The organism is Marinomonas aquimarina (assembly GCF_900089755.1).
GTDB lineage: Bacteria > Pseudomonadota > Gammaproteobacteria > Pseudomonadales > Marinomonadaceae > Marinomonas > Marinomonas aquimarina.
In genome coordinates this window covers 120,629-139,720 of record NZ_FLOC01000004.1, presented here as the reverse complement: position 1 = coordinate 139,720, position 19,092 = coordinate 120,629, and the positions used below count along the sequence as shown (strand labels likewise).

Here is a 19,092-nt window from a genome sequence, read left to right as displayed (position 1 = left end):
TATGTCATAACCGAAGAACCGAAAAAAAACGCGGAATTCCTTATTTACTGTACAAAGGATGACATTTTATTGATAGGAGTGTTGCCACTTGGCGCTTTTATTAACTAATTGTATTACATAGAAAAAAGCCCCTTGTTTGATAGCAAGGGGCGGGCGAATTACAAGCTGAAGCGGGTTAATTTACGCTGCAGTTCTTCAGCCAACTGATTAATGCGCTGACTTTCGTTGAGCGAGCTTTGCGCTTCTTCAAAAGTTTGATTGGCGACCACATGCAGCTCTTCAGCATTGCCGCGGATTTGCGTCGCCGCGACACTTTGCTCTTCGGTCGAAGCGGCCACATTTGAGATACCGATGGAGACCGTTCCCATCGCATGATTGATGCTGCTTAGGAGCTCGCCGGCATGAGTGGCTTGATCGACACTATTGGTGACTTGGTCACGCCCTTGCTGCATGGTGTCTACCGCGGAGCGGCTGCCTTTTTGCAAGCGTTCCACCACTTGCTTGATCTCTTCTGTTGACTGTTGCGTGCGTTGTGCCAGTACACGTACTTCATCGGCCACTACGGCAAAACCACGTCCTTGTTCACCGGCGCGGGCGGCTTCAATGGCGGCATTGAGCGCGAGCAGGTTGGTCTGCTCGGCGATTTCATTAATCACATTGACCACATTGCCGATGTTCTCAGTGCTGTGCTCCACTTCTTGGATAGTTTTGGCAGCGTTCTCAAACGATGCTGCCAAGTTAGCGACGGTGGTCTCAACCGCTTTGGTCGCTTGATGGCCTTGTTCAGTGCTGGCATTGACTGACACCGTTGTTTCAGACACTTCGGTTGAGCTTTGTGCGACTTCTTCAATGGAAGCGGACATTTGTTCTACGGCGGCGGCCACTTGAGCACAAGAATTTGAGCTACTGGTGGCGGAGCCAATCAGGCGCTCATTAGCCTGGGTGATGGTTTGCGCTGAGCTGAGTAATTGTTGGCTACTAGATTGGATGGCCTCAATTAATTCCAACAAACCGTCACGCATCGATTGTATTGAACGCTGCAAGCGGTGGGTTTCATTCTTACTCTGGGCACTGACGTAATCACTAAACCGGTAAGTGAGATTGCCTTCACCAATTTCTTTCACGCCATGGGCAATGTCACGCAATGGGCGCAAAGAAGAGCGAATGTAGAACCATAAGGTGGCTGCCAGCAATAGGGCTGCAGCGGTACAGATGGCGATCACAAACAGCAAAATGGACATGATTTCTTGTTGGTACTCCGCGGAGTACGCCTTGATGGCAACGACCCAGTCCCAGCCGTTTACGCGCTGGAAGATGGCTTTCGACTCCTGTGCGGTTTGATCTTTACCAGCCACTTGGATGGTGTAATGAATCACACCAGAATCGGACTGATACATCTTTTCAAAGTCGCTACGGACCTCAGGAAACTCTTGATAGATATTACGTTCTGTCAGAGTTGGGTGTACCAGTAGTTGGCCCTCGTTTTGGCCCGTGTCGGTGACGTAAGCGTAGCCACTTTTACCAAAGGTCAGTTGGCCGATGGCAGTTTTAATGCCTTTTAAAATTTCGTCGTAGCCAAGGCCAATATAGAGAATGGCGATGGTTTTGCCAGACTGGACCACTGGAGTGTATTGGGTGATGTAGTTTTTACCAAATAAAAAGGCTTTGCCGACAAAAGGTTGGCCGTTCAATAACGCTTGGTAGCCTGGATGGTTTTTACCCAAGTAGGTGCCAATGGCGCGTTGGCCTTGTTGATCTTTTAAAGAAGTGCTTACACGTAGGAAGTCATCACCGTGGCGCACAAAAATAGTGGCGCTGGCGTCCGTGGCGGCGGTGAAGCGATCGACAATATCAAAGTTTAAGTTAACCGTGTCACCATTAAAGGTCATCTGAGGGCTATCAATCGATTTAATCTTAACGCTCTTTGAGGGATCTACTTTTAGGCCACCTGCTAATTGATCGACAAATACATCAGACAATACGCTGGTTTGGTGTGTGATGGAGCGATACTCAGCCTCGAGTTGCTTGGCAATTAAATTGACCTCTACCTTCTGATGGTCAGTCACAATCTCGGAAAGCTGCTTTTCAAATAACAGCTCGATGGCAACGATTAACACTGAAAATATCAGCACAATAACGATCAGTGCGCCTGCCGCAAGCTGCGAAGGCAAGGATTGGCTGCGAAAACGAGAGAGCATGGGAATGTTTCCTTACGTGAAAATTTTGTCCAGATATTAGCCTAAGTTATAGATTTAGGTAAATGGCATTCATTCTCATTTAGGTGGTTTTTATGTGAATATTCGTATGGTTTTTACATAAAGTTACAATTCGGCCAGCTATTTCAGGCTTTTTGGTTAATATGTGTTCAGTTTAATTGTATTGAAACACAATCTATGAAACCGAGTGTAAGTAAAGTGAGGTGCTCTATATTTTTAGCTGGGTGGCTGCTCAGTAATAGGGTAGCTGGCATTTTGGAGGGCAGAGAGCTGTTATTTAGCTTCTTGATTTAACAGGGTTAAATCAAGAAGCCTTTGGACAGGGAAGGTTATAAGTGAAAACGTGTTAATTTACGCTGCAGTTCTTCAGCTAATTGATTAATGCGCTGACTTTCGTTGAGGGAGTTTTGTGCTTCTTCAAAGGTCTGATTGGCGACCACATGTAACTCTTCAGCATTGCCGCGGATTTGTGTTGCCACCACGCTTTGCTCTTCAGTTGAAGCTGCGACATTCGTAATACCTTGCGATACAGCGTCCATTGATTTAGTAATGCCACTTAGCAAACCACCGGCAAAGGTGGCTTGTTCAACACAGTTGGCCACTTGATCGCGACCTTGCTGCATAGTATTGACCGCGATACGGCTACCGGATTGTAGGCGTTCCACCACTTGTTTTATTTCTTCCGTGGATTGCTGAGTACGTTGCGCGAGCACTCGTACTTCATCTGCTACCACAGCAAAGCCACGGCCTTGCTCACCAGCTCGAGCCGCTTCAATGGCAGCGTTCAATGCCAATAGGTTGGTTTGCTCCGCAATTTCATTAATCACATTGACCACACTGCCAATGTTTTCTGTGCTGGTCTCTACTTCTTTAATCGTTTTTGCTGCGTTTTCAAACGAAGTAGAAAGGTTCGCCACGGTCTCTTCAACTCGCTTAGTGGCTTGGTAGCCCTGTTCTGTAGTGGCATTGACTGATACGGTTTCTTCGGAGACCTCGGTTGAACTCTGCGCTACCTCTTCAATCGAAGCAGACATTTGCTCCACGGCTGCAGCGACTTGAGCGCAAGAATTTGTACCATTGGTTGCGCTAGTAATAAGCAGCTCATTTGATCGCGTAATATTTTGGGTAGAGGTGTACAGTTGTTGGCTATTCGATTGAACCGCCTCGATCAACTCGATCAAACCATCACGCATACTTTGCACAGATAGTTGTAGTTTGTGAGTTTCATTTTTGCTGTCAGGGCTAACAAAATCTTTAAAACGGTAGCTGAGCTTACCTTCACCAATTTCTTTGACGCCATTTGTAATGTCACGCAAAGGCCCTAATGAAGAACGAATGTACAACCAAAGGATGATGGCAAGGGTCGTAGCTGCGCCGGCACAAATTGCCATAACTAAGAGTAAGATAAACATAATCTCTTCGTTGTATTCAGCTGAGTAGGTCTTAATCGCAACGACCCAGTCAAAGCCTTCGACACGATGAAAGATAACCTTGGACTCCTCCACTGCGCTATCCTGTCCAGCGACCTTGATTGAATAAGTCGTTACGCCAGTGGGGCTTTGATACATGGCTTCAAAGGCTGATCGAGCACTTGGGAAAAGCTCAAATACATTTTTGCCGAGCACCGACTCACTAGGGTGAGTAATCAGTTTGCCTTTGTCTACTCCGTTGTCCACAACGTAGATATAGCCTCGTTTACCTATGGTAATATCGTTCAGATTCGCACGCATATCCGGCATGATTTGACTGTAAGGGAGGGCAATCATGAAGATCAATCCCGAATGGTTTGATAAAGGTTGCACATGAACCATGTAGTTATGCTCGTTAAGGCGCAGCTTTCCTGAGTAGTTTGCAGTGGAAAGGTCCACTATGCCTTGGAAGTCATTTGATGTGGAAGACAGTACATTATAGCTACCCTCGCTACGCTCCATGACAACGATGTCAGCTTGTACGTTGCTTTTAATTCGATTGAGCTGGGTAGTGGCTTGAGCGAGAGGTGTATAGCCCCAGAGCCAATTATCGCCTTGTTTTTCAATCGACAAGCTCAGTTCGCTGTCGACATAGTTCGATGAACGATTAAGGGATTTATGGATGTCTTGATATTGTGTCTCAAGCTCATGGGCAACAAGTTTGATCTCGGTGAGCTGGTGGTCTGTTACCACATCGGTGAGCTGCTTTTGAAATAGGAAATCAATGGCAGCGATTAATACGATAAAGATCACTACGACAGCAAAGAGTGCACCCATGGCAAGCTGAGCAGGAAGAGAAAATGAGCGAAAGCGGGTAAGCATTTTGAGGCGTCCTTCGTAAAACTAGTCCAATTTATAACTAATATTACAGGGCGTTATATATTTGAAAGGGGGCTTGCACTATAACAAAACTGTAAAGGCGCCAGTCGATGCTTACGTTTAGTTACAAAGGGTAAGGGAGAGAGTTTGTAACCCATTGATATTAAGTATTCATTAGTTATTTCTAAATTTTATAAGTAAGTTAATGTTAAAAATTAAAACGGCACTGACTTGATCTAAGTCAGTGCCAGAATTTCCTAAATGACAAACAAATCCATAAAGTGATGAACGGCAGTTTGCTCTAGTTGCGGCTGGTTTTTACATAGGTCAAAAATATGCTGGCTGCGACCCGCTGGGAAACGAGTGGCCAAGTTGGCTTTGAATTTCTTCTCCAGTAATGGAATGCCTTCTTCGCGGCGACGGCGATGCCCGATAGGGTACTCGACGGACACCTCTTCTGTTGATGAGCCATCTTTAAAGAACACCTGAATAGCGTTGGCGATTGAGCGTTTGTCAGCTTCTAAGTATTCGCGGGTAAAGCGCTCGTCTTCAACGATTTCCATCTTCTCGCGCAGCTCATCAATGATCGGATTAGATGCGTGGAAGTCATCTTCGTAATGCTCTGCTACCAAGTTACCAAACGCCAACGGCACGGCGGCCATATATTGTAGACAGTGGTCACGGTCGGCCGCATTCGCTAGTGGGCCCACTTTCGAGATGATACGAATCGCGGATTCATGGGTGCGAATCACAATTTTCTCGATTTGATCTAAACGATCTTTTACTTGAGGGTGCAGAGTGACCGCGGCTTCAGCGGCGGTTTGCGCATGGAATTCGGCTGGGAACGAGATTTTAAACAGCACGTTTTCCATCACGTAGGTGCCGTAGTCTTGGGTGAATTTAAATTCACGATCCTCTGGCGATTTAACCTGCTGATCTTTGTTGGTCTTAGAGAAAGACACATCGTAGAAGCCCCATTGTGGCGCGGTTAATACCCCAGGGATGCCCATTTCACCACGCAGCGACATATCCGCTAAACGCACCGCACGCGAGGTGGCATCGCCCGCGGCCCAAGATTTACGCGAACCTGCGTTGGGTGCGTGGCGATAAGTGCGCAGTGCTGAGCCGTCTACCCAGGCTTGGGAAATCGCCGCCATGATCTGCTCACGATTACCGCCCATCATTTTCGCCACCACAGCAGAAGACGCCACTCGAACCAAGAGTACGTGACATAAACCGACGCGGTTAAAAGAGTTTTCTAGAGCGATCACCCCTTGAATCTCATGGGCCATGACCATAGCTTCTAGTACATCACGCATGGTCAGTGGCGCTTCGCCACGCGCTACACGAACTTGAGATAAGTGATCGGCCACTGCCAAAATACCACCCAAGTTATCTGATGGGTGGCCCCATTCAGCGGCGAGCCAGGTGTCGTTGTAATCCAACCAGCGAATAATACAACCGATGTCCCAAGCCGCTTTTACTGGATCGAGCGCAAATGAGGTTCCCGGTACTCGAGCGCCGTTTGGTACCACCGTGCCTTGCACCATTGGCCCAAGGTGTTTAGTACATTCTGGGAAGCGTAGTGCCAACAGACCACAGCCAAGCGTATCCATCAAACAGTTACGAGCCGTATCGAGGGCTTCTTGGCTTTCAATTTTGAAGTTTAAAACATAATCCGCGATGTCTTGGATTACCTGATCGTATTCAGGGCGGTTATTTAAATCGACATTTGCACTCATGGTGGTTCCTCTGATTCTTATTTACCCAGTTCATACTGATGTAGCTTGTTGGTTAATTCTGTTACTCAGTTGAGCTCGAGCTTGATGCTTTTACGCCGCTCGGATGGGGCGTCCTGCCCCAACGACCTACCGCGTCATCCTGACGCTGCTTTAAAAGCATGCAATCTCTCGTTCTAAAATTTCGCACAAAACTTTATAGGGCTTTCAAGCACTCTTAAGCACGCGCCATGGATGGCGCAAGAGGGCGCTTTATCAGGGACGATTACGCGCCCGCGTAGAGTGTTGGAATACCTATCACTCTGTTGAACTCGAGCTTGATGCTTTTACGCCGGTCGGGTGGGGTGTCCTGCCCCAACGACCTACCGCGTCATCCTGACGCTGCTTTAAAAGCATTCAATCTCTCGCTCTAATTAATCTCGCTCTGCAATATCTACCCAAGTGGCTTTCTCCGGGCCGATGTAGTCGGCGCTTGGGCGAATAATGCGGTTATTGGCGCGTTGCTCCATTACATGGGAGGCCCAACCGGTGACGCGTGAACAGACAAAGATTGGTGTGAACAATTTGGTTGGGATGCCCATAAAGCGGTAAGCGCTGGCATGGAAGAAGTCGGCGTTACAGAACAGTTTCTTCTCGCGCCACATCACCGCTTCACAGCGCTCGGACACGGCGTACAAATGTGTGTCGCCCACTTCTTCAGACAGCAGCTTCGACCACTTTTTAATAATGTCATTACGAGGGTCGCGTTCACGGTAAATAGCGTGGCCAAAGCCCATGATTTTGTCTTTGTTAGCGAGCATTCCCATGATGGCGTCTTCCGCTTCATCTGGGCTCTGCCAAGGCTCGATCATGTCCATGGCCGCTTCGTTGGCACCGCCATGCAGTGGGCCGCGCAGGCTGCCGATGCCGCCGGCAATACAAGAGTGCATATCAGAAAGGGTGGAAGCACAGACGCGAGCCGTGAACGTGGAGGCGTTGAATTCGTGCTCTGCATAGAGAATCAGCGATGCGTTCATCACTTTTTCATGCAGTGGGTTTGGGGTGTCGCTGTGCAACATCGCCAAGAAATGACCGGCTAAGCTACTCACCGATGGATTGAGGGTATCGATCCGTACGCCATCATGGCTAAAGCGATACCAGTACAAGATGATGGCTGGCAAAGTCGCCAATAAGCGATCTGCTACATCTTGCTGTTGGCTAAAGTCGGTTTCGGTTTCAAGGTTACCTAAGAAGGAACAGCCGGTACGCATGACATCCATTGGATGGGCGTCTTTGGGGATCAATTCCAAGGCAGACTTAAGCGCTTGTGGTAACTCGCGCAAGTTCATTAGCTTGGTTTTGTAATGATCTAGCTCTGCTCGGTTCGGCAGTTTGCCGTACAGAAGTAGGTGTGCCACTTCTTCAAAACATGCTTTGTCAGCCAGCTCCTCTATGTCATAGCCGCGATAGGTCAGGCCTGAGCCAGTTTTACCGACGGTACATAGAGCGGTTTCCCCTGCGCTTTGGCCACGAAGGCCCGCGCCTGATAGTTCTTTAGCCATTTGTATCTCCATTTTTATTTTTCGAGACTTCAGGGCTACTGCGCTTGCCAATACTTTGTTAAAAACAGACTCAAAATGCTCATTTATAGTTATAAACTCCGCTTTTTCGTCTGTTTTTGCCTCGTCTTGGCTTCGCTCGTGACGCCCTGTAATTGTCTCTTTAGTGAGATATCGAGCGGATTTAATCCGCCTCGGTCGTTACTGCTGTGAATCTCAGGTGATTTAAATTGGTTATTTATCCTTGGAAAAAAGTGCGTCGAGCTTTTGTTCGTAATCGTGGTAGTTCAAGAAGTCGTACAAGTCCATGCGTGTTTGCATGCTGTCGACCACGTTGCGTTGGTGGCCGTCGTTTAATAGGTGTTGGTAAACGTTAAGCGCGGCTTGGTTCATGGCACGGAAGGCGCTCAGTGGGTAGAGCACGATATCAACGCCAGCGCTGGCCAGTTCTTCACGACTAAACAACGGTGTGGCGCCAAATTCGGTAATGTTGGCAAGCACAGGGACTTTGACTGCATCCACGAATTCTCGGTATTGCTCAAGAGTGAGCATGGCTTCTGGGAAGATCATGTCAGCACCGGCTTCCACGCAGGCGACGGCGCGTTCGATAGCAGAGTTCATGCCTTCGACGGCCAGCGCATCGGTGCGCGCCATGATGACAAAGTTGTCGTCATAACGTGCATCGACACAGGCTTTGATGCGGTCGACCATTTCTGCTTGGCTGACAATCGCTTTATTGGGGCGATGTCCGCAGCGCTTTTGTTGTACTTGGTCTTCAATATGCACGGCTGCGGCCCCCGCTTTTTCCATTTGCTGGACTGTGCGTGCGATATTGAATGCGCCGCCAAAGCCTGTGTCGATATCTACTAATAGAGGCAAGGAGCTTGCCGCGGTGATTCGACGCACGTCTTCTAGCACATCGTTGAGATCCGTCATGCCCAAATCAGGCAAACCATAGGATGCGTTAGCAACACCACCTCCTGAAAGGTAAATGGCATGGTGCCCTGTTTGCTCGGCCATCATGGCGCAGTAAGCGTTGACGGCGCCAACGACTTGCAGCGGTGAATGGTCTTTTATCGCTTGGCGAAAACGTGCGCCGGGTGATGCTAACGTCATACAATCCTCACTTTTTATTGTTATTGGCTAAGGTTGGCCAGTATTACCCTGAGAGATGCTGTTTTGCAGCATCGCTTTTCTTAATAAATTGGCGGCGCGACTAATGTGGCGACGCATTAGTAGTTCAGCTAGATCTCCCTCGCGATTGGCGATGGCATCTAAAATGGCTTTGTGCTCACGCAGTGCCTGACGCGGGTCTGGGCGTGAGTCCGCGGTGTAGCGACGATACATACGAATCGTGGCGTACAAATCTTGGGTTAAAACGCGAATCAGCTTGTTGTTTTGGCTGGCGTGAATGATGCGCAAGTGGAAGTCTTCGTTGCCATATTGGCTGGCGTAGTGCTCATCTTGGTTGGCATCTAAATGGGCCTGATGATCCTCTAGTAGCTGGTATAGCTCCGCCACTTCTTGTTCGCTGATTAGCTCTGCTGCCAAGCGCGCCGCCATACCTTCCATGGCTTCACGCAAGGTGTAGGTGTCTAACAGATCTTCGATATTAAGCTCAATCACGCGTGCACCGACATTGGCTGTGCGGGTAATCAAGCCTAGGGTTTCTAGCTTCACTAAGGCTTCACGCAGAGGGCCCCGCGACACGCCATAGCGCTTAGCCAGCTCTGGTTCGGAGATTTTGCTGCCAAGCGGTAAAACGCCTTCGACGATCTCAGCCGTTAAGCGCTGAGTTAAGTCGTCAGAAAGGGTGGCAGATTTAATTTGAGTAACCTTGTCCAAAGCTCATGTCCTACTTCGTTGTCTACAATGAAACCAGTTATAGGGTGTAAATGAGTATAGATCAAGGTGGATTGTCGACAATTCGACTTAGGTCTTAGTCTTTGAAGATTTTTAATCTGTAGATTGTCGACAATATGAGAAGGGTTTAGTCGCTGTAATAACAGCCTACCAAGTAATGACTTGATGGTTCCAGTCCATATAGCTGGCGTGACCGTCTACTTCTAGTCTATCCAATAAACTCAAAAGCTGTGTCGCGACAAACTCAGGTGTAAACAATTTTCCTTCTGGCACCGAGCGCTGAAACGGTTCTGATAGGGGAGTATCGGTGGTGCCTGGGTGAAAGGCGAGCAGTTTCACATTCTTCGCTCGTCGTGCCAACTCTACCGCAAAGGTCTGCACCATCATATTCAGCGCTGCCTTTGAAGCGCGATAGCTGTACCAGCCGCCCAGTTGGTTATCACTGATGCTACCAATACGTGCGCTAAACAGAGCCACTTTACAAGGTTCGCTGCTTTTCAAATGAGGGGTTAAGTATTTCAACCAAAGAGACGGGGTGACGGTATTGGCCTCAAACACTTTGAGCATATTTTCGGCGCTGATGCTTTCAAGTTTGCGTTCCGGTTGGAGTTCACCTTGGTGCAAGATGCCTTGGCAAATAAACACCTTAGCCACAGGAAATGTGGGGGCTAGCTCTGAACAGGTGTGCGCAATACTGGCTTCATCATAGTGAGTGTTGATTGCGGTGACTTTTTCGTGTTCAAAGTTTTGCCCACGACTGATGGCGAGTATCTGCTGGCAGTCATCTAAGGCAATTAACTGCTCGATAATGGCTTGAGCAATTTTACTACCTGCCCCGACGACAATGGCTGAATAAGACATCTGATTCTCCTTTGCTAACCCTGTGAATACGCAAAAGATCTCAGGCTGGATTGGTGGCGAGAACTATTTCGGCGGGCAAACGTCTTTGCTGCACGCATCGCAACGTTCTTGACCCGTTAACCAGTAGGAAAGTGTATGGCGATGTTTGGCAAACAAAAGGTAACCACGATCGGCAAACCAACGCATGATGGGCCAACGTAGTGCTTTGAGCCATTTATGCTTGCCCACGGCTTGCCAAACCGCCACATTGGCATCGAGCCCTGTGGCCAGTTGGCCGTTGTTAAGAATAGCGTGTAGTAAGCGATCCGCGGCGTCTTTATCGATTTGTGGATAAAGACGCTCAAACTCTTCGCTGTGAATATCGACCAGTTTTAAACGCTGTGCCGTATTGTGGCGCTGCAGTACAGCGATCTCCTTCATACACAGCGGACAATGGCCATCGTAAAACAGTGTTACCATAAGCTATCTCGTTTTTGCTTAAAATTTTGGATACAGCATGAGCAAATGCATGGCACACACTAAGGTGGTCAAAATAAAGCGTAGACTTGGATAGAAGCTCTGGTCTGGGCGGATTTGCTTCAACCAACGTACTTCCAACCAAAAAATACTGATGTAACCACACAGCAATAGCAGCAGTGACATATGCGGTTGCTCGATCAACAAGCCACACCAAGCGAGAAGTGCGACTAGATTGCTGCCAATTAACAGTGCTGTCCCTTTGCCTTGGAAAGGCTGTTCCAGCACTTGCCCCCAAATGGCGCCGCTTAAGAAGCTCAAAATAATCGCACTGTAGGCAACAAACACAGTCTGAGCGACAAAGCCGTAACCATAGAAATCAAAATGAAATGTCAGGGTGCTGGCCAGAAATGGTAATAGGCCTAACGCCCCAAGCGTTTGAATCAGTGAGCGTGATGAATTACGCATTGAGATATTCCAAAAGTAAAGTTTGGTTTACAGGATTTACGTATTATCTAACAGATTGGATCTTTAGGCATGTGAATGTCATCACATTTTATCAACTTTGCCCAGAATAATGTCGACTTTGGAGCCATTGAGTCGATCAAGGCCACAGAGTACAATGACGAACTTATTTTTATCGGCTACGCCGTTGCGCGCCGGCCGTCCCTAAATTAACGAATTAAGGTGTGTTGAAAATGCCAGCTAAAACGATGGATGAACTCGTTTCCCTGTGTAAACGTCGTGGATTTATTTTCCAAGGCAGTGAGATTTACGGTGGTATGCAAGGTGCGTACGATTACGGTCCACTAGGTATCGAGCTTAAAAACAACCTTAAAGCGGCATGGTGGCGTGCCATGGTCTACGAGCGTGACGACGTAGAAGGCCTAGACGCTGCGATCATCCAAAACAAGCACGTTTACAAATACTCTGGTCACGAAGATACCTTTACCGACCCAATGGTAGATTGTCATGAGTGTAAATCACGTATGCGTGCTGACCACATGAAAGACATCAAAGTGTGTGACAACTGTGGTTCAACCAACGTCACTGAGCCACGTGACTTCAACTTGATGTTTAAGACCAACGTTGGCCCAATGGTGAACGAAGAGTCTTACACTTACCTACGTCCTGAAACGGCGCAGGGTATCTTCACCAACTTCAAAAACGTGGTCGACTCTACTTCACGTGCTTTGCCATTTGGTATCGCGCAAATCGGTAAATCGTTCCGTAACGAGATCACGCCACGTAACTTTATCTTCCGTGTTCGTGAATTCGAACAGATGGAACTGGAATTCTTCTGTAAGCCTGGCGAAGACGAAAAATGGCACCAAACGTGGGTCGACCTACGTACACAATGGTGGCTAGACCAAGGTCTTGGCAAAGAAAACATGGAATTCGAACATGTTACCGGTGATGACCTAGCACACTACTCAAAAGCCACTGTGGATATCTTGTACAAGTTTCCACATGGTTTTGAAGAATTGGAAGGTGTGGCTAACCGTACTGACTACGATCTTGGCTCGCACACCAAAGCACAAGAAGAGTTCGGTTTGTCGGCTAAAGTGAAGCCAAACGAGCACTCTACCACTAAGCTTGCGGTTCGTGACCTTGAAGAAAATAAGATGATCGTACCATTCTGTATCGAGCCATCTGCAGGTCTAGACCGTGGTGTCCTAGCGGTACTAACGGAAGCCTACACAGAAGAAGAGCTAGAAAACGGTTCTACTCGTACGGTGCTAAAACTTAAGCCACACCTAGCGCCGATCAAAGTTGCGGTACTGCCACTTAAGAAGAACAAGCCAGAAATCGTAGAAGCAGCGAAAGGCATCAAGAACCGTCTACAGAAACTGGGTCTTGGTCGTATCCTTTACGAAAACACAGGTAACGTAGGTAAAGGCTACCGTCGTCACGACGAAGTCGGTACACCAATCTGTATCACTGTGGACTTCGATACGATCGAACAAGAAGGTGCACCAGTGACAATCCGTCACCGTGATACGATGCAACAAGAAGTCGTGAACACTGCTGACCTGCCAAGCTTCATCTTGAACTACTTCGTCAATCAAGACTAAGTTGGACGAACGTCTCTAGAGCAGATAAACAAAAAAACCGATGCAGTGCATCGGTTTTTTTTAGCTCTAGTCGAACTGCTTTGCTAAGGCTTGCTGGCTTTCATTTCCTCTAAGCCACCGCCATTGATCACTTGTTTAAAGCCCATATCGTGCAACGTTTGTTTAGCATGAGAGGCGCGATTACCAGAGCGGCAGTAGACGACAACAGTCGCGCTAGGATCCAACGAGTTAGCCATGGTACTGATATCGCTTAAAGGGATATGGAGTGCCCCAGATAAATGTTCTTGCTCAAACTCTTGTATGGTGCGCACATCAATTAACGTGGCGCCTTGAGCCAATGCTTGCCAGGCCTGAGTAGAGCGCTCTGACGCCTGTGCGTTACTGATGCTCAGCATGCTGCTGAGAAGGGCGACTAAAACCAGGGTAGCCTTTATCAGAAGGTTGCTAGGGCGAAAGCTTGTCATAGTGTTCTCCTTGAAGCTGTCGTGTAAAAAACTCTGAGACGTCCTGTGCGATAGATGCTTTACTGGGCATAAACCAGATTAAGTTCGCGACCATATCCACATGACCCATGTTAGGGTAAATCTTAGTTTCGGCTTGTCCACCTTGTTTTGCAACTTCGGCCTGTAGCAGATCTAAATTACGTCGTCCTACCAGCGTATCTTGGGCCCCCCAAAGCAGCAACATGGGCGGCTCAGTACCATCAATAAAACGGGTTACTGTCATTTCAGGATAGCGCTCAGGAGGACCAAAGATGTCTTTTAAGTCCTCATCTTTTGGAATGAAATCGTAGGGACCAGACAGCCCAGCAAACGCTTTGATAGGACGGCTAGAGTGGCCATGACTGGCGAGATAACGCTCGTCAGCACTGATCAAGGCGCCAATATGCGCCCCCGCAGAGTGCCCCATCAGCACCAATTTATCAGGGTTGCCTTGGTAATCCGCAATATTTTCTAATGTCCATGCAACGGCCAGCGCAGCGTCTTCCACAAAGGCGGGAAAGATGACTTCAGGGTATTTACGGTAGTCGGGCACTACCACTATATAACCACGATCAACAAACGGCTTAGCGACGAAGGGATACATACTTTTATCACCATCGGTCCAGCGGCCACCATAGAAAAATACTACAACCGGCTGTTGCTCTGACGTTGTTTGGGCTGGTAGGTAAATATCTAAGTGATGTTGTGGATGCTCGCCATAAGCGATATTCAGATGCTGTTCATTGCTGTCCATATAGGTAGGGAGGTTGGCCAACTGAACGCCCACCTGAGTACAGCCTGTGCTAAACAGTGCCGTGATGGCAAGGAAAGGAGCCTTGATATTAATTGTGGTCACCATAAAGGTTGAAGCTAAAAACATGTTACGCAATGACGCAACGATTGGATGAGGCGTGGACAAAAAAGGTTTCCTTGCGCATTTTGAACCAAAGGGATTGGTAAGCCATTTATGGCTCTGCATAATTAAGTGATTCACTGTCTCATTTGAAAGGATACGCCTATGAATGCGGTACTAGAGCAATTGCAATCCCATCGATCGATTCGTAAGTTTACCGATCAGCCATTGCCTCAAGGGTTACTTGAAAAGTTAGTCGCGGCGGCACAAGGGGCTTCTTCAAGCAATCATGTGCAGGCTTACAGCATTATTCGCATCAGTGATCGTCGTAATCGTGCGTTGCTCAAATCCCTTGCCGGTGAACAAGCTTATATAGAGCAAGCAGCGGAGTTTCTGGTGTTTTGTGCCGATATGAAGCGTAACACTGAAGCGGCAGCACGCACTGGAATTGAACCTACCATGGGGATGACGGAGCAATTGCTGGTGGCCACTATTGATACGGCCTTGGTGGCGCAGAATCTGGCCATTGCGGCGGAATCAGAAGGGCTAGGAATTGTCTATATTGGTGGCGTGCGTAACAATCCTGAGGCTATCTGTGAGCTGCTAAAACTACCGCAAAATGTCTACCCCGTGTTCGGTATGTGCCTTGGCTATCCAGCCCACAATCCGGAGGTCAAGCCACGCTTGCCCTTGGTGACAGTGTTAAAGCAAGATTACTATGATGATCAACACGATCCAGTGCTCATTGATCAATACGACACTGAGATGGAGCGCTACTATCAGGCCCGTACGGGAGGCAACAAGACTTCTAACTGGTCACAGAGCATGGCTCCCATGTTCTCAGGAAAATTACGTCCACACATGCGTGAATTTCTGCTTAAGCAGGGTTTTGAACTGAAGTAAGTTCAATGATGACCGATTCTGCCTAAATGATAAGCGCTTTAGTTGCTTGATTTCTCGACGGAATTTTATGTTATTTTCTTGGCAAGCAGAGGCAGTCTGGCTATAATGGGCGCCGTTTTCGGGCCTGTAGCTCAGTTGGTTAGAGCATCCGACTCATAATCGGCAGGTCCCCAGTTCAAGTCTGGGCAGGCCCACCATATAAAGAAGCGCAGTAGGTACTCACTTACTGCGCTTTTTTATGGTCTTAAAGCAAGCATTTTATCAGCGCATCTGAGTCTTAATCGCTATCCTATTGCTGCCCTCTTAAATGTTCTGGCTATTGTCTGCTTAGATCAAAAGTTGTGTGATTTCTTCAATTCACAGTCTTTAGCGTTTGCTTACATTCACAAATTGACTCATGCTAAGGGTAGGTTAAAACTTATTAGCAGAGGGAACCGCAGGTGTTAAAAAATCTAAAAGTATCTCATGCCATCATGATCGTCGGGCTATTGCCCCTCATCCTAGTGGTCATCCTTGCTTTTTCATTAGGCTCCAGTTTATTGAGCAGTATCGAAGACACGCAGAAAGCGAACGATATTGTACATTTAACCGAAAAGCTGGATGCAGTGGCCCATAATTTTGCGGTAGAGCGTGGCCTGTCAGCGGGCTTTCTCGGCTCAAAAGGTCAAAATGGCAAAGACGCTCTGTTAAAACAGCGTCAGCTGGCTGACCAAGCAGAACAAGCATTACGAAATGTCTCACCTGCGGATTTCAGTCAGCTGTCCGCAGCGGATATTCAGTCAATTATCCAGCCAACCTTGAGTTTGTTTAGCAATAAAACGACGGTACGTCAGAAGGTCGATAATATTGCCGCAGATAACGGTGCCTTCGTGTTTTACTCTAACCTTAATGATTCGGCATTGCGTGGTATTCAGCGCGGTCTGAACTTTGTCGCCAACCCAGACATCAGTAAAACCCTATCTGCACGCCTTAGTCTGCTGTGGATGAAAGAGCGTATTGGCCAATACCGTGGTGCACTCAATGGTGTGTTCAGCGCAGGAAGTGTGTCAGCTCAGCGCTTTGTCGAAATCAAAAGTTTTATTGCTGATGAGAAAGTATGGGAAAACTACTTTATTGATGTCGCCTCAGCAGATCAAAAAACTCAGCTAAATACGTTAAAAAATGATGTCAATTGGAAGTCTGTGGCACAGGTGCTAAACAGCTTTCAAAACACCGGTGATCTAAATAAGGTCGAAGGTCCTGCAAATTGGTTTGCCATGGCAACCAGTCGCATTGGCTTGGTTAAGTCACTGGCCGATGAATTAGGTGAGCAAGTCGACGATCTAGCGGATGCCCAAGAGGCCAGTCATAAAAATGTCTTTATTGCCGTTATTGCTGCGATTGTCGTGGTGTCATTGTTGGTATTGTTTTTGATTCGCCAGGTGTCTAGTAACGTCTCACAGCGTGTTTCTCAGGTGCATCAAGCACTGAGCTCAGTGGGTGAAAAGAAAGACTTTACCGTGAATCTGGAAGTCAAATCCCACGATGAACTAGGTCATATGATGCGTGAGTTGAACCTTCATTTGGGCCACTTGTCGAGTACCTTTGGCATGTTGCAATCGAAGTCAGAAGAATCGAAAGGCAGTATGGACAGCTTGATCCTGCAGGCCCGTGAAGCAGTGAAGGAAACGCAAGATCAATTGGCGCGAACCGATCAAATTGCCGCGGCCATTGAAGAGATGTCGTTGACCAGCAATACCATTTCGTCGGACATGCAAGAAGCAGCAAAATCCACCGAAACGATTCAAGTGCGCGCATCGGAAGGCCGTAAAGGCGTACATTCCATCCAAAGTTCGATTGAAACCCTAAGCCGTGAAGTGACAGGGGGCTTTGATTCAGTGCAGCAAGTGACCAATCAAACCGAGCAAATTGCGAGCATTTTGCAAACCATTGAGTCGATTGCGGAACAAACCAATTTACTTGCTCTAAACGCCGCTATTGAGGCCGCTCGTGCCGGTGAGCAGGGACGAGGATTTGCTGTGGTAGCCGATGAAGTACGCAGTCTCGCTCAGCGTACACAAGACTCAACGGAAGAAATTCGCTCCATGATCGAATCCTTGATTAGCTCCAGTAAGAATGCTTTAAGCTCGATGGAGAGCTGTTCTTCTATGGCGACTAATACCGCTTCAGAAGTGATTAAGAACGCTGAGATGATTGAGTCTTTGTTGGAGTCCGTTGACGAAATCAATATGACGATCGAACGTGTGGCGACCGCGGCAGAAGAGCAATCCCAAGTGACCGAAGACATCAACCAAAACGTACAGATGGTGCGTGATCGTTCGAGCCATATTTTTGATGTCGTGAATACCACCGAGTCGGAAGCAAAACAGACGCAAGATCGCTTTGACGATGTATTAACGGAAGTACGCTCGTACCGTTTACGCTAATGATAACTCTGTAATGAAAACAGCCGCTCAATGAGCGGCTGTTTTATTTCCACACTATTTCTTTTTCGCTTTGGCGAAAGGATTGCTACGCAGCCCAGGGCCTTGGGTCACATCTGGCTTTTTAACTTCTAGCTGAGCTTTGGCCTTGCCTTTACCTTGCGCCGTAGACGCTTGGCCATCGTTCGCTTTGTTCGCTTTCTTTTGGCTTCTTGGGTGGGTATCTGGCACGCGGTGCTCCGCTTCAAAGCCTGGAATTTCTTTGCGTGGCACACGCTGTTTCAGTAGTGCTTCGATAGCGCGCAAGTTTTCCACTTCATCGGCGCAAACTAGGGATACGGCGCGACCTTCTTGCCCTGCACGACCCGTTCGACCAATGCGGTGAATATAATCTTCTGCTACATGGGGCAGGTCGACGTTGATCACCACGGGTAAGCCTTCAATGTCTAGTCCACGTGCGGCCACATCGGTTGCTACGAGATAGGCTAATTCACCTGCTTTAAAGGCCCTAAAAGCGGACAGACGAGCATATTGGTTTTTATCCCCATGCATGGCTTCTGCAGAGAAGCCTTCTGCTTTAAGAATATCTGTAATCTCATCGGCACCACGCTTAGTCTTAGTAAAAATCAGCGCTTGCTCCCAGTGTTGTCGGTTAAGTAACTCGGCCAGCAACTCGGGTTTACGCACTTTATCGACGGTGTAGATTTGGTGGCGAACGGTCGCGGCAACGCGGTTACCCTGTTTAGCCGCGACTTCTTCTGGGTCGTTGAGCCACAATTTAGCCAGTGTTTTTACCGCATCGGAATAGGTGGCGGAAAACATCATGCTCTGGCGTGATTTAGGCAGCAGTGCCAGTAGCTCGTTGAGGGCTTCTTCAAAACCAAGATCGAGCATGCGATCGGCTTCGTCTAACACCAAAAATTCTAACTGATCAAACTTCACTGCATCTTGATTCACCAAGTCGATCAAACGCCCAGGTGTCGCCACCAGAATGTCTGCGCCGCGTTGCAGGCCATTGATTTGTGGAAAGGCTTTCACACCGCCGAAAATAGTCTGGCTACGCAGGCCCAGACCTTGGCTGTAGCGGCGTACACTGTCACCGATTTGGCTGGCGAGCTCGCGCGTAGGGGCTAAAATCAGCGCGCGCACTTGCTTAGCCTCGGCCCGCGTGCCCTGTTTGAGCTGTTCTAGGATGGGCAAGGTAAAGGCCGCGGTTTTGCCGGTGCCTGTTTGCGCGGCCGCCAGTATGTCTTTGGCTGACAAAATTAAAGGAATAGCTTGAGCTTGGATTGGCGTCGGCTTTTGATAGCCCAGCTCGGTGAGGGTATCGGTAATGGCCGTCGATAGGCCAAGGTTTGCAAAGGTCATTGTATTACCAGATTTGAAATAGAGGTA

15 protein-coding genes and 1 tRNA gene are annotated in these 19,092 nt (G+C 48.1%); 4 read left to right on the top strand and 12 right to left on the bottom strand.

Annotated features, from left to right (window positions below):
- Window positions 1–158: 158 nt before the first annotated feature.
- The 9 genes from MAQ5080_RS05155 to MAQ5080_RS05115 all read right to left on the bottom strand — a co-directional run bounded on the left by MAQ5080_RS05155 (window position 159) and on the right by MAQ5080_RS05115 (window position 11,429).
- Complete coding sequence (locus MAQ5080_RS05155) at window positions 159–2,198, bottom strand: methyl-accepting chemotaxis protein (protein WP_067206464.1); 2,040 nt, start codon at window positions 2,196–2,198, stop codon at window positions 159–161.
- Window positions 2,199–2,545: 347 nt separating this feature from the next.
- Entirely contained in the window at window positions 2,546–4,507 is a 1,962-nt protein-coding gene (locus MAQ5080_RS05150; RefSeq protein ID WP_067206461.1) for a methyl-accepting chemotaxis protein, read from the bottom strand.
- Window positions 4,508–4,761: 254 nt separating this feature from the next.
- Entirely contained in the window at window positions 4,762–6,246 is a 1,485-nt protein-coding gene (prpD, locus tag MAQ5080_RS05145; RefSeq protein WP_067206458.1) for a 2-methylcitrate dehydratase, read from the bottom strand.
- Window positions 6,247–6,656: 410 nt separating this feature from the next.
- Window positions 6,657–7,784, bottom strand: a complete 1,128-nt coding sequence (prpC, locus tag MAQ5080_RS05140) for a bifunctional 2-methylcitrate synthase/citrate synthase (RefSeq protein WP_067206455.1) — start codon at window positions 7,782–7,784, stop codon at window positions 6,657–6,659.
- 231 nt (window positions 7,785–8,015) lie between these two features.
- Complete coding sequence (gene prpB, locus MAQ5080_RS05135) at window positions 8,016–8,897, bottom strand: methylisocitrate lyase (RefSeq protein ID WP_067206452.1); 882 nt, start codon at window positions 8,895–8,897, stop codon at window positions 8,016–8,018.
- Window positions 8,898–8,924: 27 nt separating this feature from the next.
- Window positions 8,925–9,626 carry a GntR family transcriptional regulator gene (locus MAQ5080_RS05130; RefSeq protein WP_067206449.1) on the bottom strand — a complete coding sequence of 234 codons (702 nt, stop codon included), beginning with the start codon at window positions 9,624–9,626 and terminating at the stop codon, window positions 8,925–8,927.
- 165 nt (window positions 9,627–9,791) lie between these two features.
- Complete coding sequence (locus MAQ5080_RS05125) at window positions 9,792–10,505, bottom strand: SDR family NAD(P)-dependent oxidoreductase (RefSeq protein ID WP_067206446.1); 714 nt, start codon at window positions 10,503–10,505, stop codon at window positions 9,792–9,794.
- A gap of 63 nt (window positions 10,506–10,568) precedes the next feature.
- Window positions 10,569–10,964, bottom strand: coding sequence for a thiol-disulfide oxidoreductase DCC family protein (locus tag MAQ5080_RS05120; protein WP_067206443.1), 396 nt, complete (start codon window positions 10,962–10,964; stop codon window positions 10,569–10,571).
- Window positions 10,965–10,982: 18 nt separating this feature from the next.
- Window positions 10,983–11,429, bottom strand: coding sequence for a DUF3429 domain-containing protein (locus MAQ5080_RS05115; RefSeq protein WP_067206440.1), 447 nt, complete (start codon window positions 11,427–11,429; stop codon window positions 10,983–10,985).
- A 230-nt stretch (window positions 11,430–11,659) separates the two neighbouring features.
- On the opposite strand from MAQ5080_RS05115, the gene MAQ5080_RS05110 reads away from it, so the two are divergent.
- Window positions 11,660–13,036, top strand: a complete 1,377-nt coding sequence (locus tag MAQ5080_RS05110; protein ID WP_067206437.1) for a glycine--tRNA ligase — start codon at window positions 11,660–11,662, stop codon at window positions 13,034–13,036.
- An 83-nt stretch (window positions 13,037–13,119) separates the two neighbouring features.
- Here the strand turns inward: MAQ5080_RS05110 and MAQ5080_RS05105 are convergent, their stop codons facing one another.
- Window positions 13,120–13,500, bottom strand: a complete 381-nt coding sequence (locus MAQ5080_RS05105; protein WP_067206433.1) for a rhodanese-like domain-containing protein — start codon at window positions 13,498–13,500, stop codon at window positions 13,120–13,122.
- Window positions 13,481–14,437: an alpha/beta hydrolase gene (locus MAQ5080_RS05100; protein ID WP_231870782.1), complete on the bottom strand. Its 957-nt coding sequence runs from the start codon at window positions 14,435–14,437 to the stop codon at window positions 13,481–13,483. The genes MAQ5080_RS05105 and MAQ5080_RS05100 overlap by 20 nt, the downstream gene beginning before the upstream one ends.
- A 99-nt stretch (window positions 14,438–14,536) precedes the next feature.
- Between MAQ5080_RS05100 and nfsA the strand changes: the two genes are divergently transcribed.
- The 3 genes from nfsA to MAQ5080_RS05085 all read left to right on the top strand — a co-directional run bounded on the left by nfsA (window position 14,537) and on the right by MAQ5080_RS05085 (window position 17,700).
- Window positions 14,537–15,274 (top strand): oxygen-insensitive NADPH nitroreductase, encoded by a 738-nt coding sequence (gene nfsA / locus MAQ5080_RS05095; RefSeq protein ID WP_067206430.1) that lies wholly within the window; start codon window positions 14,537–14,539, stop codon window positions 15,272–15,274.
- A gap of 120 nt (window positions 15,275–15,394) precedes the next feature.
- Window positions 15,395–15,471, top strand: a tRNA-Ile gene (locus tag MAQ5080_RS05090).
- 243 nt (window positions 15,472–15,714) lie between these two features.
- Window positions 15,715–17,700, top strand: a complete 1,986-nt coding sequence (locus MAQ5080_RS05085) for a methyl-accepting chemotaxis protein (RefSeq protein WP_067206426.1) — start codon at window positions 15,715–15,717, stop codon at window positions 17,698–17,700.
- Between the two features lie 54 nt (window positions 17,701–17,754).
- On the opposite strand, the gene MAQ5080_RS05080 is transcribed toward MAQ5080_RS05085, so the two are convergent.
- Window positions 17,755–19,065 (bottom strand): DEAD/DEAH box helicase, encoded by a 1,311-nt coding sequence (locus MAQ5080_RS05080; protein ID WP_067206423.1) that lies wholly within the window; start codon window positions 19,063–19,065, stop codon window positions 17,755–17,757.
- Window positions 19,066–19,092: the final 27 nt, after the last annotated feature.

Excerpts from the sequence above, each read along its gene's own strand:
- MAQ5080_RS05115 (WP_067206440.1), bottom strand. The coding sequence starts at position 11,429 with ATGCGTAATTCATCACGCTCACTGATTCAAACGCTTGGGGCGTTAGGC.
- MAQ5080_RS05150 (WP_067206461.1), bottom strand. The coding sequence starts at position 4,507 with ATGCTTACCCGCTTTCGCTCATTTTCTCTTCCTGCTCAGCTTGCCATG.
- prpC (WP_067206455.1), bottom strand. The coding sequence starts at position 7,784 with ATGGCTAAAGAACTATCAGGCGCGGGCCTTCGTGGCCAAAGCGCAGGG.
- prpD (WP_067206458.1), bottom strand. The coding sequence starts at position 6,246 with ATGAGTGCAAATGTCGATTTAAATAACCGCCCTGAATACGATCAGGTA.
- MAQ5080_RS05155 (WP_067206464.1), bottom strand. The coding sequence starts at position 2,198 with ATGCTCTCTCGTTTTCGCAGCCAATCCTTGCCTTCGCAGCTTGCGGCA.
- MAQ5080_RS05120 (WP_067206443.1), bottom strand. The coding sequence starts at position 10,964 with ATGGTAACACTGTTTTACGATGGCCATTGTCCGCTGTGTATGAAGGAG.
- prpB (WP_067206452.1), bottom strand. The coding sequence starts at position 8,897 with ATGACGTTAGCATCACCCGGCGCACGTTTTCGCCAAGCGATAAAAGAC.
- MAQ5080_RS05110 (WP_067206437.1), top strand. The coding sequence starts at position 11,660 with ATGCCAGCTAAAACGATGGATGAACTCGTTTCCCTGTGTAAACGTCGT.
- nfsA (WP_067206430.1), top strand. The coding sequence starts at position 14,537 with ATGAATGCGGTACTAGAGCAATTGCAATCCCATCGATCGATTCGTAAG.
- MAQ5080_RS05105 (WP_067206433.1), bottom strand. The coding sequence starts at position 13,500 with ATGACAAGCTTTCGCCCTAGCAACCTTCTGATAAAGGCTACCCTGGTT.
- MAQ5080_RS05125 (WP_067206446.1), bottom strand. The coding sequence starts at position 10,505 with ATGTCTTATTCAGCCATTGTCGTCGGGGCAGGTAGTAAAATTGCTCAA.
- MAQ5080_RS05080 (WP_067206423.1), bottom strand. The coding sequence starts at position 19,065 with ATGACCTTTGCAAACCTTGGCCTATCGACGGCCATTACCGATACCCTC.